Raw genomic sequence first — 13,245 nt, forward strand, 5'->3', positions numbered from 1 at the left:
CCGAGATGACCATCACCCGTCTCCTCGTCGCCAACCGCGGCGAGATCGCCCGCCGCGTCTTCCGCACCTGCCGCACGCTCGGCATCCGGACCGTGGCGGTGCACTCCGACGCCGACGCCGCGGCTCCGTTCGCGGCCGACGCCGACCTCGCCGTGCTCCTGCCCGGCGACACCCCGGCGCAGACCTACCTCGACGCCGACCGCGTCCTGGCCGCCGCCGTCCGCAGCGGCGCGGACGCGATCCACCCCGGCTACGGGTTCCTGTCGGAGAACGCCGAGTTCGCCCGCGCCGTCATCAAGAACGGCCTCACCTGGATCGGCCCGACCCCGCAGGCGATGGACGCGATGGCCACCAAGGTGGAGGCCAAGCGGCTCATGGCGGACGCGGGCGTCCCCGTGCTGGCCGAGCTCGACCCGGCCGCCATCACCGAGGCCGACCTGCCCGTCCTGGTCAAGGCGAGCAGCGGCGGCGGAGGCCGCGGCATGCGGGTCGTCCACGCGATGGCGGACCTGGCGGAGGCCGTCCGACTGGCCTCGAACGAAGCGGCCAGCGCCTTCGGCGACCCGACCGTCTTCTGCGAGCCGTACGTCGAGCGCGGCCGCCACGTCGAGGTGCAGATCCTCGGCGACGCCCACGGGGCGGTCGCGGTCCTCGGCGACCGCGACTGCTCGCTGCAGCGCCGCCACCAGAAGGTCATCGAGGAGGCGCCCGCCCCCGGCATCGCCGACGCCGTCCGCGCGGCGCTGCACGAGGCGGCACGCACCGCGGGCGAGGCGATCGGATACGTCGGCGCCGGGACGGTCGAGTTCCTCCTCGACGGCGACCGGTTCTTCTTCCTGGAAATGAACACGCGCCTTCAGGTCGAGCACCCCGTGACCGAATGCGTGACCGGCCTCGACCTCGTCGCCCTGCAGATCGCGGTCGCCGAAGGCGAGGCGCTGGCCGACCTGCTCCCCGCGGGCCCGCCGGAACCCCGAGGCCACGCCGTCGAGGTGCGGCTCTACGCCGAGGACCCGGCCGAGGGCTACCAGCCGCAGAGCGGGACGCTCACCGCGTTCGACGTCCCCGGCGTCACGGCGCGCTTCGACAACCCCGCGTCGTACGGCATCCGCCTGGACAGCGGCGTCGAGGCGGGCACGGAGATCGGCACCTTCTACGACGCGATGGCCGCCAAGGTGATCGCGTGGGGGCCCACCCGCGAGCAGGCACTGCGCCGCCTGGCCGGCGCGCTGGAGCGGACGATCGTCCACGGCGTCCTCACCAACCGCGACCTGCTGGTGAACCTGCTGCGCGACCCGGTCTTCACCGCCGGAAAGGCGCACACGACGTACCTCGACGGCGCCGATCTGGCCGTGCTCACCCGCAACGGGTACGACGAGCAGGGGCTGCGGCTCGCCGGCCTGGCCGCCGCGGTGGCCGACGCCGAGGCGCGCAGACACCGCTCGCCCGTCCAGCGCGGCATCCCCGCAGCCTGGCGCAACGTGGTCACGCAGCCGCAGCGCACCGTCTTCGACCGGCTGACCGTCGAGTGGTACGGCGGACGCGACGGCTACACGTCGGCGGACGGCGAGATCCGCGTGGTCGAAGTACGGGACGACGCGGTGGTTCTGGAGCACGACGGCGTCCGGCGCCCCTTCACCGTGCGGCTCCACGGCGACCGGTGCGAGGTCGACTCCGTCCTCGGCCACCTGCCCCTGGTCCGGCAGCCGCGCTTCACCGACCCCGCCGCCCAGGTCGCGGCCGGATCGCTGCTGGCGCCGATGCCCGGCAGCGTCGTCGCGGTGCACGCGCAGGCCGGCGACACCGTCACCGCCGGACAGGTCGTCCTCGTCCTGGAGGCGATGAAGATGCAGCACAACGTCACCGCGCCCGCCGACGGCGTGGTGGCCGCGATCGAAGTACAGGTGGGACGGCAGGTCTCCGCCGGAGACGTGCTGGCGCGAGTCGAGGAGGACGCATGACGACGATGTTCACCGAACCCGAAGAGCGGCTCGCCCTGCGCGAGGCGGTGCGCAAACTCGCCGCCTCCTACGGCCGCGAGTACATCGAGGCCAAGTCGAGGTCCGGCGAGAAGACCACCGAGCTGTGGCGGGACATGGGCCGGAACGGCTACCTCGGCGTCTCCATCCCCGAGGAGTACGGCGGCGGAGGCGGCGGTATCGCCGACCTGTCGGCCGTCCTGGAGGAGGCCGCCGCGGCCGGGGCCCCGCTGCTGCTCATGGTGGTCTCGCCCGCGATCGTCGGCACGATCCTCGCGCGGTGCGGCACCGAGGAGCAGAAGCGGCAGTGGCTGCCCGGCATCGCCGACGGCACCACCACCGCGGCGTTCGCCATCACCGAGCCCGACGCCGGCTCCAACTCCCACCGGATCACCACGACCGCGCGGCGCGACGGCGACCGGTGGCTGCTCACCGGCCGCAAGACCTACATCTCCGGCGTCGACGAGGCGCAGACGGTGCTCGTCGTGGCCCGCACCGAGGACGCGCGGACGGGCAAGCTCAAGCCCGCCCTGTTCCTGGTGCCCACCGACGCCCCGGGCCTGGAGTACCAGCACATCCCGATGGACATCGTCTCGCCCGAGAAGCAGTTCAACCTGTTCCTCGACGAGGTGAGCCTGCCCGCCGAGGCCCTCGTCGGCCACGAGGACGCCGGGCTCGGCCAGCTCTTCGCCGGGCTCAACCCCGAGCGCATCATGGGCGCGGCCTTCTCCATCGGCATGGCGCGCTACGCGCTGGACAAGGCCGTGGAGTACGCCAAGACGCGCCAGGTCTGGAAGGAGGTCATCGGCGCCCACCAGGCCGTCGCGCACCCCCTGGCGAAGATCAAGATCGAGCTGGAGCAGGCGAAGCTGCTGACCCAGAAGGCCGCGGCGCTGTACGACGCGGGCGACGACTTCGCGGCGGGGGAATACGCCAACATGGCCAAGTACGCCGCCGGTGAGCTCGCCTGCAACGCCACCGACGTCGCCGTGCACACCCACGGCGGCAACGGGCTCGCCTCGGAGTACGGCCTCGGCACGATCCTCCTGGCCGCGCGGCTGGGCCGCATCGCCCCCGTCTCCCGCGAGATGATCCTCAACTTCGTGGCCATGCACAGCCTCGGCCTGCCCAAGAGCTACTGACCCGCGGCTCCGTCCGGAAGGAATCCCATGGCCGACGAGCTCGTGCACTACTCCGCCGCTGACGCGGTCGCCACCCTCGTGCTGGACAGCCCGCACAACCGCAACGCCCTCTCCCGGCGGCTCGTCACGGAGCTGGCGGCGGGCCTGGACCGGGCCGAGGCCGACCCGGACGTCCGCGTCGTGGTCATCCGCCAGGAGGGCCCGGTGTTCTGCTCGGGCGCCGACCTGTCGGAGGCCGCGGGCGGGAGCATGGAGGAGGGCGCCCGCGGCCTGATCTCCCTGCTGCGCCGGATCGTCACCCTCGACAAGCCCGTCGTGGCGCGGGTCGCCGGAGCCGTCCGCGCCGGAGGCATCGGCATCGTCGGCGCCTGCGACGTCGCCATCGCCTCCGACGACGCCACCTTCGCGCTGACCGAGGTCCGCCTGGGCCTGGCCCCGGCCGTCATCTCCCTGGTGCTGCTGCCCCGCATGCACTCGCGGTCCGCCGCCATGACGTTCCTCTCAGGCTCCGTCTTCACCGGCCTGGAGGCCGCAGACGACGGCCTGGTCACCTGGACGACCCCGGAGGGCGAACTCGACGACGAGATCGCCGACATCTGCGCCTCCTTCGCCAAGGGCCACCCCCAGGGCCTGCGCGAGACCAAGAGGCTGCTCAACAAGGCGCTCCTCGAGCACATCGACGCGGGCGCCGACGAGATGGCGGCCCTCTCGGCCCGCCTGTTCGCCTCCGAGGAGGCGCGCGAGGCCATGCTCGCCTTCCTCAACCGCACCAAGCCCGCCTGACCGGCGGCGAGGGCCGGCCGACCCGCTTCTCCTCCAGGCGGAGTGCCCTGGGGGAGGAGCGGGACGGGCGCTGGTAGCGGTTCCAGCGGAAGCGCCGGAAGAGCGGGACCGCGAGGCGGGCGGGGAGTCTGCGTACCGGGCGGAGCGTGAGGCTCATGGTCGGCCGGACGCAGCTCCTGGAGGCGGCCCTGCGGCTCTTCGCCTGTCGGCCTTATGCCCGCTCGGCGGTGAGGCGGCCGATGGTCCGGATGACCTGACGGCGGGTGGCCAGACGGCGGGAGAGGGTCGCCATGACCCGGTTGAGGCGTCCTGCGATGACGCTGGGCGGGGGGTTCCTGCGGTCCAGGGCGGCCAGTGCGGTGCGGACGACGTCGGAGGGCGCGGCGAGTCTGGACCCTCCGGCGGCCCGCATGGTGCCCACGACGTCGAAGAACTCGGTGCGGGTGGCGCCGGGGGACAGCGCCAGCACCCGCAGGCCGGTGCCGCGCGACTCTTCCCACAGCGCCTCGGTGAGGCTGAGCACGAACGCCTTGGTCGCGCCGTAGAGCGCCATGCGGGGATTGGGTTGATAGGCGGCCATGCTCGCCACGTTGACCAGTACCCCGCGCCCGGCCGTACGCAGCCGGTCGATGAAGGCGCGGCTGATGTCGGCCACCGCGGTCACATCGACGGCGATCTCCTGAAGCAGCCGTTGCGGATCGGCCTGGTGGAAGGGGCCGAAGGTGGCGAATCCGGCATTGTTGATCACGCTGGTGACGTTCAGGCCGAGCCCTTCCACGCGCGCGGCCAGCGCCTGCCCGGGGCGGTCGGTGGCCAGATCCATCTCCACCACATGGACCCGGACCCGGTGGTGTGCGCGCACCTCGGCGGCCAAGGCCTCCAGGCGCGGTCCGCGGCGGGCGACCAGCACCAGGTCCGAGCCGCGGGCGGCGAGCCGCCGGGCGAACTCGGCGCCGAGACCCGCGCTGGCGCCGGTGATCAGTGTGGTCTGTCCGCGGTAGTCGACGGCCGTCACGGCGAACCTTCTTTCAGTCGGTGCCTTCTCGGCAGCGAATGTCTAGATGGCAGTAAATGCCAAGAAGGCGGCTGCTGTCCAGTCGGGGTAGCCTGAGGTCCCATGACGACCTTGTGGGACCGTTCGCGGCAGGCCGCCGTCCAGGCGATCCTGGACACGGCGCTCCGCCTGTTCGCCGAGCAGGGCTACGAGCAGACGACGATCGCGCAGATCGCGCGGGAGGCGGGGATCTCGCAGCGCTCCCTGTTCCGCTACTTCGGCACCAAGGAGGACCTGGTCTGCGGGGATCAGGAGGCGCTGGGCGAGCTGCTGAAGCAGTCCGTCCGGCGGCAGCCGGCCGAGATGTCGGCCTGGGACGCCCTGCGCACCGGCTTCGAGGTCCTCCTGACCGCCAACCACACGCCCGAGCGGGCGCTGGAGCTGTCGCGCCTCATCTTCGACACCCCTTCACTGCACGCCCGCTACATCGAGAAGCGGCTGCGCTGGCAAGCCGACCTCCTCCCGCTCGTCCAGGCACGGCTGGACACCGGCTCCCGCCCGGCCCCCGCCCTGCAGGCCAAAGCGATCATCGCCACCGTCTTCGCCTGCGCCGACACCGCGACCGAGCTATGGGCCAGGGGTGAGGGGGAACTCGACCTGGCAGACCTCTACGACCAATGCCTCGCGGCAGTGAGACGCCCTTGTGAGCCGAACACGACGGAACCCCCGCATTCTTCGGAGGGCGACCCGGCCTCCGCGGCGGTCTGACCCGCTCGGGGTCGGTGGCCTCGACGCGGAGGTCCGGCGCCCGCCGCGCGGACGCCGGACCTCCGGTGGTCAGCGGGTGCCGGCCGGCTCCGGAACGCCGGAGACGTCGGCGGAGTCCAGGGGGATCGGGGTGAACATCGGCGGCTCCTCCTCGGGGGTCAGGGCCGTGGGGCCGTAGATCCACGCGGTGAAGGAGTAGTCGTAGGTGTCGCGGGCCCGTAGAAGGGCGTTGCGCTGGAGGCGGGCGACGCCGTCGAGGTGCCACAGCTCGCCCCAGGCGCGGGCCGTCTCCACCACCCGGCGGCAGTGCTCGGGGCGTACCGCCTCGTACGCCGCCAGCGCGCCCCGCCAGTCGACCGAGCCGTCCTCGGCGCGGCGGGCGGCGACGTGCCCGGCGAGCACCCAGCCGTCCTCGATGGCCATGACCGCGCCCTGCGCCATGTACTGCAGCGGCGGGTGGGCGGCGTCGCCGAGCAGCGCGATGTTCCCGTCGACCCAGGTCGTGATCGGGTCGCGGTCGAACATCCGCCACCACCGGTCGCGCCACATCAGCGGGATGCCCGCCCGGACGTCGGGGCAGGTCGCGGTGAAGGCGGCGTCGAGTTCGTCCGGGGTGCCCCAGTCCTCCTCGCCCGCGAGGGCCTTGGGGGACTGGAAGACCGCGACCTGGTTGAGCATCTCGCCGCCGCGCAGCCCGTAGTGGACGAAGTGACAGCGCGGGCCGACGTGGACGGAGACCTCGCTGAGGTCGACGTCCCGGCCGGCCTGCTCGATGGGTACCGCGGCGCGGTAGGCGACGTAGGCGGAGCTGACCGGCTCGTCCTCGACCAGGAGCCTGCGCGCGACCGAGTGCAGGCCGTCGGCGGCGATGACGACCCGCGCCCGGTCGGCGCGGCCGTCCTCCAGCAGCACCCGGGCGCCGGACGGGGTGTTCTCGTAGCCGGTGACGTGGGCGTCGGTGACCAGGTCGACTCCCGCGCGCCGGCAGGCGCGCAGGAAGATGCCGTGCAGGTCGCTGCGGTGGATGACCATGTACGGGAAGCCGTACTCGCGTTCCAGGTCGCCCAGGTCCAGGCGGGTCAGCTCGCTGCCGTCGACGGCGTCGCGCATCACCATGCTCTTCGGCAGCACGCCGAGGCCCTTGGCCTCCTCCAGCAGGCCGTAGTCGTGCAGGATCCGGGTGCAGTTCGGCGCGATCTGCAGGCCGGCGCCGACCTCGCCGAACTCGCGGGCCTGCTCCAGCACACGTACCCGCAGGCCCTCGCGGGCCAGGGCGAAGGCCGCGCTCAGGCCGCCGATGCCGCCTCCGACGATGAGAACGTCGACGGGGTTCGCGGAGGTGGGTGTGGTCACGTTGCTCTCCTCGGTGCCGTGGACGCTCACAACCACGCCGGCAGTGCCGGAGCGGGGGAGCCGTCGGTCGCGGTCAGGGCGTGCGGGCGGCCGGCGAGGTACGCCGCGACCTCCGCGAGCGGGCCGGTGACCGCGGTGGGGTCGCCTTCGCCGGGCAGTTCCCAGCGGTCGCCGGTGTCAGTGGCGGTGAGGACGACCGCGGGTCCGGGGGCGTTGCGGCGCTTGCCCGTGATGTCGTCGGCCAGCGCGGTCAGGAAGCCGGCGGGCAGGTCGGCGAAGGAGACACCGGAGGCCAGGTCGACGGCGTGCACGCAGACCTCGCGCGAACGCAGCCACGGGATCTCGGTCGCGGGGACCGTGCGGCCCTGGGCGGTGACCACCTCGGCGTCCCACTGCGCGGAGCTCAGGGCGACGGTGCCGGCGGTGAGCCGGTCCGCGGACCCCTGCAGCCAGGCGGCCAGCTCGGCGGCCGGCTTGGCGGAGCCGGCCTCGATGTCGGCGTTGCGTTGCTCCATCGAGGAGTACATCGGTGTCTCTTCGCCGGTGGCGGCCCAGCGCACCAGGTTGCTCAGCGCGTCGGCGTTCGCCGCCACGTGGGCGACCAGGTGCTTGCGGGTCCAGCCGGGGAGCCCGGACGGGGCGAGGTACTGCTCCTCGCCCCATCCGGCGACGGCGTCGAGGAACAGCCTGGTCCCCGTCGCGCTCCAGCTCAGCGTGTCTTCGGAGGTGCGGCGCATCAGGCCGCGTCCTCGGCCACGGTGTTCTCGAGGCGGCCGATGCCCTGGATCTCGGTGACGACGCGCTCGCCGCCGGTCAGGTAGCGCTTGGGGTCGCGGGCGTGGCCGACGCCGCCGGGGGTGCCGGTGGCGATGATGTCGCCGGGGTTGAGGCGCACCACGGTCGAGACGTACTCCACCAGCGCGACCGGGTCGAAGAGCAGGTCGCCGGTGTTGTCGTTCTGCATGACCTCGCCGTCGACGGTGAGCTTGACCTCGAGTGCGGGGCGTACGCCGCCGGGCAGCTCGTCGGGGGTCACCAGGTAGGGGCCGACGGGGGTGGAGGAGTCCCACATCTTGCCCTGCAGCCATTCGCGGGTGCGGAACTGCCAGTCGCGGCAGGTGATGTCGTTGAGGACGGTGAACCCGGCGATCGCGGCCTCGGCCTCGGCGCCCCGGGCGCGGCGGACCCGCTCGCCGATCACGACGGCGAGCTCGACCTCCCAGTCGAACGCCTCGGTCTCGGCGGGCCGGGCGATGTCGTCGGCGGCCCCGATGAGGCAGTCGGCGAACTTCGCGAACAGGGTGGGGTGCTGCGGCAGGTCGCGGCCCATCTCCTGGATGTGGTTCTTGTAGTTCAGGCCCACGCACACGACCTTCGAGGGGGCCGGGACGACCGGCGCGAAGTCGGCGCCCTCGACCGGGTAGGTCCGGGCGGTGTTCGCGTCGACGGCCGCGGCGCCGGCGGCCCAGTCGTCCCGGGAGAGCAGTTCGCCGAGGTCGGCGGCGCCGAGGTCGACCAGCCGGTCGCCGTCGAGCCGTACGGCGCGGGTCGAGCCGTTGACGCGGAGGGTGGCGAGCTTCATCGGGTGGTCCCTTCGTGGTGGGTGCGGTTGAGCCGGAGTGCTTCGAAGACCGGGGAGTCGCTGAACCGGAACAGGTCCAGCGCGCCGGAGTCGGAGTCGGTGGAGCCGGCCTCGGACCGGGCCGAGAAGGGCTCCCACGACGGGACGGTGAACAGGTCGCCGCGGGTGGCCGTCCAGGTCCGGTCCCCGACGGTGACGGTGCCGGAGCCGTCGAAGACCTGGTAGACCGACGAGCCGGTCTCACGGACCGGGGCGGTCTCGGCGCCGCGGGCGATCCGGTGCATCTCGGCGCGGATCGTGGGCAGCACGTCGGCGCCGGTGGCCGGGTCGGTGTAGCGGACGGCGGCGTGTCCGGGCTCGACGGTGCCGCCGAAGCCCTCGGCCTCGAGGGCGAGCTGGTCGGCCAGGGCGCGGTCGGTGAACTCCCACTTGTAGGACAGCAGCGGGGAGCCCGGCGTGAGCTCGCCGGCCGACACCGGGCGCAGGCCGGGGTGGCCCCACAGCCGCTCGGAGCGGGAGCGCTCGGGCGTGATCCGCTCGGCGTCGCTGATCTCGTCGCGGCCGAACTCGAAGAACTGCGCCTCGGTGGCGTACTGGAACGGGATGTCGAGGCCGTCGATCCAGGCCATCGGCTCGCTGGTCGCGTTGTGGTGGGCGTGCCGGTTCCAGCCGGCCTGGGGCAGGAAGTCGCCGCGGCGCATCGGGACGGCGTCGCCGCCGACGACCGTCCACACGCCCTCGCCCTCGACGACGAAGCGGAAGGCGTGCTGGGTGTGGCGGTGCTCGGGGGCGTCCTCGCCGGGCATGAGGTACTGGATCGCGGCCCACAGCGTGGGGGTGGCGAAGGGCCGGCCGCCCAGCGAGGGGTTGGCCAGCGCGATCGCGCGCCGCTCTCCGCCGCGGCCGACCGGGACGAGGTCGCCGGCCTGCGCGGCGAGCCGGCGCAGGTTCTCCCAGCGCCACAGGTGCGGCACCGCGCGCGAGCGGGGGTGCGCCGGCATGAGGTCGCCGATCTCCGTCCACAGCGGCACCAGCAGCTCCCGCTCGAAGCCGCGGTAGAGGTCCTCGAGCGCGGGGGTGACGTCGGGCTGGCCCGGGGCGTCGACCGCGTGCAGCCGCACCGGGGAGCCGGGCGTGGTCACAGGGGTGCTCATGCCGCTAGTGTGACTGCTGTCGCGTGGTGAAGAACAAGAAATTCTGCTGTGCAGAATCGAGAGGATCATGGACAAGCCGCTGAAGACGCCGCCGCCCTACCTGGTCCGCAGCGTGGACCACGCGCTGCGGATCGCCGCGATGCTGCAGCTGGAGGGGGAGCTGACCGTCTCGGAGGTCGCCGAGCGGCTGGGCGTGGCCCGCTCCACCGCGCACCGGCTGCTGGCGATGCTGGTGTACCGGGACTTCGCGGTCCAGGACGAGCGGCGCCTCTACCGGGCGGGGCCGGTCCTGGAGCTCGCCGCCCACTCGCCCTCGGCCGCCTCGCGGTTGCGGGCGGTGGCGCTGCCGCACCTGCACCGGCTGGTCGGCGTGCTCGACGAGTCGGCCAACCTGGTGGTGCGCACCGGCGACACGGTCCGGTTCATCGCCAGCGTCGAATGCGCCCAGACCCTGCGGGTCGGCTCCCGCGAGGGCATGGTCTTCCCCGCCCACCGCACCACCGCCGGGCTCCTGCTCCTGGCCGAGCTCACCGACGACGAACTCGAGGAGGTGTACGCGGCCGACCGCTACGCCGACCGGCCCGAGGAGCGGCCCGACCTGGCCGCGCTGCGGGCCGACCTGGCCCGGGTGCGGCGCACCGGCTTCGCCCTCAACCAGGGCCGCTCCGAACGCGGCGTGGTGGCGGTCGGCGTCCCGGTACGGGATCCCGGGGGAACGGTCCTCGCCGGCCTGTCGGTCTCGATGCCCGGCGCCCGCTACGACCGCCACCGGCTGCCGTCCCTGGTCAACACGCTCACCCGCGCCGCCGGCGCCCTCGAGGCCGACCTCGCCCGCCCCGCCTGACCGGCCGTACACCACCGGCCGCGCGTGGGCGGCGCGCGTGCGGTGGGGAGGATGGACGGTATGCAGCCGTTGTTGACCTTCGGCCACGGCACCGCGGGGCGGGAGGAACTGGCCGCCCTCCTCCGCGGCGCCGAGGTGCGGTGCGTGGTGGACGTGCGGACCGCGCCCGGCAGCCGCCGCAACCCGGACGTGCATCGCGACGCCCTGGGGGAGTGGCTGCCCGCGGCGGGGATCGGCTACCGGTGGGAGCGGCGGCTCGGCGGCTTCCGGCGGGCGGCTCCCGACTCGCCCGACACGTTCTGGCAGAACGCCTCCTTCCGCGGCTACGCCGGGCACACCCGTGACCCCGGCTTCCTGGCCGCCATGGCGGAACTGCTGGCCGAGGCCGGGGAGACCCGGACGGCGGTGATGTGCAGCGAGTCGGTGTGGTGGCGCTGCCACCGGCGGCTCATCGCGGACTTCGCGGTCCTGGCCCGCGGCAGGCCCGTGCTGCACCTGGCCCATGACGGCCGCCTCACCGCCCATCCGCCCGCCTCCGGAGCGCGGCTGCGGGCGGACGGCCTGCTCGTCTACGACGGGGAATGACGGTGGCCGGTGTCCGCCCGCGTTGTTACCCGGGCGTACCGTGGACGGGCTATCCAGGGAGGAGCGGCACGGGTGAGAACTGAAGAAGAGGCGACGGAAGCGGAGATCGTCCTGCGGGCGGCGGCGCCGGAGGACGCGCCGGCGGTGGCCGCGCTGGTGGAGTCGGCGTACCGGGGGGAGTCCAGCCGGGCGGGCTGGACGACCGAGGCGGACCTGCTCGACGGCAGGCGGACCGACGCGGCGGCGGTGCTGAAGATCATCGAGGATCCGGGCAGCCGGGTGCTGCTGGTCGAGCGGGACGGCGCGCCGGTGGCCTGCTGCCAGCTCGAGCGCCGGGACGACGCCGCCTACTTCGGCATGTTCGCCGTCCGCCCCACCCTGCAGGGCGGCGGCGTGGGACGCGCCGTCCTGGCGGCCGCCGAGCACGAGGCCCGCACCCGCTGGGGCTCCCGCGAGATGCACATGCACGTGATCTCCGTGCGCGCCGAGCTGATCGCCTGGTACGAGCGCCGCGGCTACCGCCCCACCGGCGAGCGCGTCGCCTTCCCCTACGACAACGAGCGCTTCGGCGTCCCCCGGCGGTCCGACCTGGAGTTCGTCGTCCTCAGCAAGCCCCTCCTCCACTCCCCGGAGGCCCGTCCCCCGGCCCAGGCCCAGGCGCAACCCGCCACGTGACGCGAAGGCCCGGCGAAAACCGGAAAGGTTCACGAAGGGGACATCTGGCCGCCGTCGTGGCGTCTCACCGGGCGGAGACGTTGGCGGGGTGCGCAGCCTTGTGATGGTCCCGCTGCTGGCGGCGGGAATGCTGGTGGTACCCGGAACCGCGGCGTCGGCGGCGGAGTGCCGGGGAGGGTCGGACTTCGACGGCGACGGCAGGCGGGATCTGGCGGCGGGAGCGCCCTCGGCGGCGGCCGGGGGACAGGCCAGGGCCGGTCAGGTGGGCGTCCTGTACGGCGATGGACGGCAGGAATGGCTGGTTCCCGACGGTGCGCGCTGGGGGGAGGGGTTCGGGGCGGCGCTGGCCGTGGGGGACCTGGACGGCGACCGCTGCGCCGACCTCGCGGTGGGCGCCCCCGGCGCGGGGACCGTCAGGGTGTACCTGGGCGGGGCGGGCGGGCTGCGGCAGGGGCCGGTGCTGCGGCTGCCGGGCCGCGGCGATGACGCGTTCGGCACGGCCCTCGCCGCGGCCGACCTCGACGGCGACCGCGACCTGGAGCTCGCGGTGGGCGCGCCGGGCCGGGGGAACGGGGGAGCGGTCGCGGTGTACGGCCTCCGCCGCGCCGGGCTGGACGGACGCGAGGTCTTCCCCGCGAGCCTCGGCCGGAAGGGGGAGCGCAAGGCGCGGACGGACGCGTTCGGCGCGGTCCTCGCCCCCGGGGACTTCGACGGGAACGGCCGCGCGGAACTCGCGGTCGGCCTGCCCGGAGCCGGGCGCCGGGGCGAGGGCTCGGTGACGGTCCTGGACGCCGTCCGCTCCCGGGGGCGCACCCTCTCCCAGGCGGGCCGGCTGCGCGGCTCCCCCGAGCGCGGCGACGGGTTCGGCAGCGCCCTCGCGGCCGGCGACTTCGACGCCGACGGACGGGACGACCTGGCGGTCGGCGTTCCCGGCGAGGCGCTCACCGACCGGAACCGCGGCTTCGGCGAGGGCGCCGTCCACGTCCTGTACGGGCCGTCCTTCAAGGAGGAGGGCCCGATGTGGAACCGGCTCACCCGGGGCCTGGCCGGGAACGTCCACCGCAACGACCTGTTCGGCGCGGCCCTGGCCGCGGGCGATCTGGCCGGCGACAAGGCGGCCGACCTCGCGATCGGCATCCCTGGCTCCGGCGCCGTCCAGATCCTCCGGGGCCGCGCCCGCCGGGGCCTGACCGCGGCCGGAGCGGAACTCATCGGCTCCGGCCTCGGCGCCGCCGCCCACTACGGCGGCGCACTGAAGATCGCCGGCGGCGTTCTGACCGTCGGAGCGCCCGGAGCCGGCGACTTCACCGGCGGCGTCTACCGGGGCCGCACCCGGCTCCCGGTCGAGGGACGCGGCCTGACCGGCTTCTCCCTCGGCTGAGGCCG

The 13,245-nt window shown here is 74.0% G+C and carries 13 protein-coding genes; 8 read left to right on the forward strand and 5 right to left on the reverse strand.

What is annotated here, in order from left to right; all coding sequences use genetic code 11:
* Positions 1–5 precede the first annotated feature (5 nt).
* From ABD140_RS13550 to ABD140_RS13560, 3 genes are read left to right on the forward strand one after another with little or no spacing between them, the layout of a single operon-like run.
* Positions 6–1,961 (forward strand): acetyl/propionyl/methylcrotonyl-CoA carboxylase subunit alpha, encoded by a 1,956-nt coding sequence (locus ABD140_RS13550; RefSeq protein WP_344240535.1) that lies wholly within the window; start codon positions 6–8, stop codon positions 1,959–1,961.
* The gene (locus tag ABD140_RS13555) at positions 1,958–3,121 is read left to right on the forward strand and encodes an acyl-CoA dehydrogenase family protein (protein ID WP_344240537.1); all 1,164 of its coding nucleotides are present in this window, start codon (positions 1,958–1,960) and stop codon (positions 3,119–3,121) included. Before ABD140_RS13550 ends, ABD140_RS13555 begins: the two co-directional genes overlap by 4 nt.
* Before the next feature lie 27 nt (positions 3,122–3,148).
* Entirely contained in the window at positions 3,149–3,904 is a 756-nt protein-coding gene (locus ABD140_RS13560) for an enoyl-CoA hydratase family protein (protein ID WP_344240539.1), read from the forward strand.
* Positions 3,905–4,115: 211 nt separating this feature from the next.
* On the opposite strand, the gene ABD140_RS13565 is transcribed toward ABD140_RS13560, so the two are convergent.
* Positions 4,116–4,919, reverse strand: coding sequence for an SDR family NAD(P)-dependent oxidoreductase (locus ABD140_RS13565; RefSeq protein WP_344240541.1), 804 nt, complete (start codon positions 4,917–4,919; stop codon positions 4,116–4,118).
* A gap of 102 nt (positions 4,920–5,021) precedes the next feature.
* On the opposite strand from ABD140_RS13565, the gene ABD140_RS13570 reads away from it, so the two are divergent.
* Positions 5,022–5,666 (forward strand): TetR/AcrR family transcriptional regulator, encoded by a 645-nt coding sequence (locus tag ABD140_RS13570; protein ID WP_344240543.1) that lies wholly within the window; start codon positions 5,022–5,024, stop codon positions 5,664–5,666.
* Between the two features lie 69 nt (positions 5,667–5,735).
* On the opposite strand, the gene ABD140_RS13575 is transcribed toward ABD140_RS13570, so the two are convergent.
* The 4 genes from ABD140_RS13575 to ABD140_RS13590 are packed head-to-tail and all read right to left on the reverse strand — an operon-like array spanning position 5,736 to position 9,755.
* Positions 5,736–7,019: an FAD-dependent oxidoreductase gene (locus ABD140_RS13575; protein WP_344240545.1), complete on the reverse strand. Its 1,284-nt coding sequence runs from the start codon at positions 7,017–7,019 to the stop codon at positions 5,736–5,738.
* A gap of 26 nt (positions 7,020–7,045) precedes the next feature.
* Positions 7,046–7,756 (reverse strand): maleylpyruvate isomerase family mycothiol-dependent enzyme, encoded by a 711-nt coding sequence (locus tag ABD140_RS13580; RefSeq protein WP_344240547.1) that lies wholly within the window; start codon positions 7,754–7,756, stop codon positions 7,046–7,048.
* Positions 7,756–8,601, reverse strand: a complete 846-nt coding sequence (locus ABD140_RS13585; RefSeq protein WP_344240549.1) for a fumarylacetoacetate hydrolase family protein — start codon at positions 8,599–8,601, stop codon at positions 7,756–7,758. Before ABD140_RS13585 ends, ABD140_RS13580 begins: the two co-directional genes overlap by 1 nt.
* Positions 8,598–9,755: a cupin domain-containing protein gene (locus tag ABD140_RS13590; protein WP_344240551.1), complete on the reverse strand. Its 1,158-nt coding sequence runs from the start codon at positions 9,753–9,755 to the stop codon at positions 8,598–8,600. The genes ABD140_RS13585 and ABD140_RS13590 overlap by 4 nt, the downstream gene beginning before the upstream one ends.
* A 67-nt stretch (positions 9,756–9,822) precedes the next feature.
* Here ABD140_RS13590 and ABD140_RS13595 point away from each other — a divergent pair, with 67 nt between their 5' ends.
* The 4 genes from ABD140_RS13595 (at position 9,823) to ABD140_RS13610 (ending at position 13,240) form a co-directional block, all read left to right on the forward strand.
* Positions 9,823–10,599, forward strand: a complete 777-nt coding sequence (locus tag ABD140_RS13595; protein ID WP_344240553.1) for an IclR family transcriptional regulator — start codon at positions 9,823–9,825, stop codon at positions 10,597–10,599.
* A 60-nt stretch (positions 10,600–10,659) separates the two neighbouring features.
* A complete protein-coding gene (locus ABD140_RS13600) occupies positions 10,660–11,184 on the forward strand; it encodes a DUF488 domain-containing protein (protein WP_344240555.1) in 525 nt (174 codons plus the stop codon).
* A 72-nt stretch (positions 11,185–11,256) separates the two neighbouring features.
* Entirely contained in the window at positions 11,257–11,859 is a 603-nt protein-coding gene (locus ABD140_RS13605) for a GNAT family N-acetyltransferase (protein ID WP_344240557.1), read from the forward strand.
* 88 nt (positions 11,860–11,947) lie between these two features.
* Positions 11,948–13,240 carry an FG-GAP repeat protein gene (locus ABD140_RS13610; RefSeq protein ID WP_344240559.1) on the forward strand — a complete coding sequence of 431 codons (1,293 nt, stop codon included), beginning with the start codon at positions 11,948–11,950 and terminating at the stop codon, positions 13,238–13,240.
* The last annotated feature ends 5 nt before the right edge of the window (positions 13,241–13,245 follow it).

The organism is Actinocorallia libanotica (assembly GCF_039525175.1).
Lineage (GTDB): Bacteria > Actinomycetota > Actinomycetes > Streptosporangiales > Streptosporangiaceae > Actinocorallia > Actinocorallia libanotica.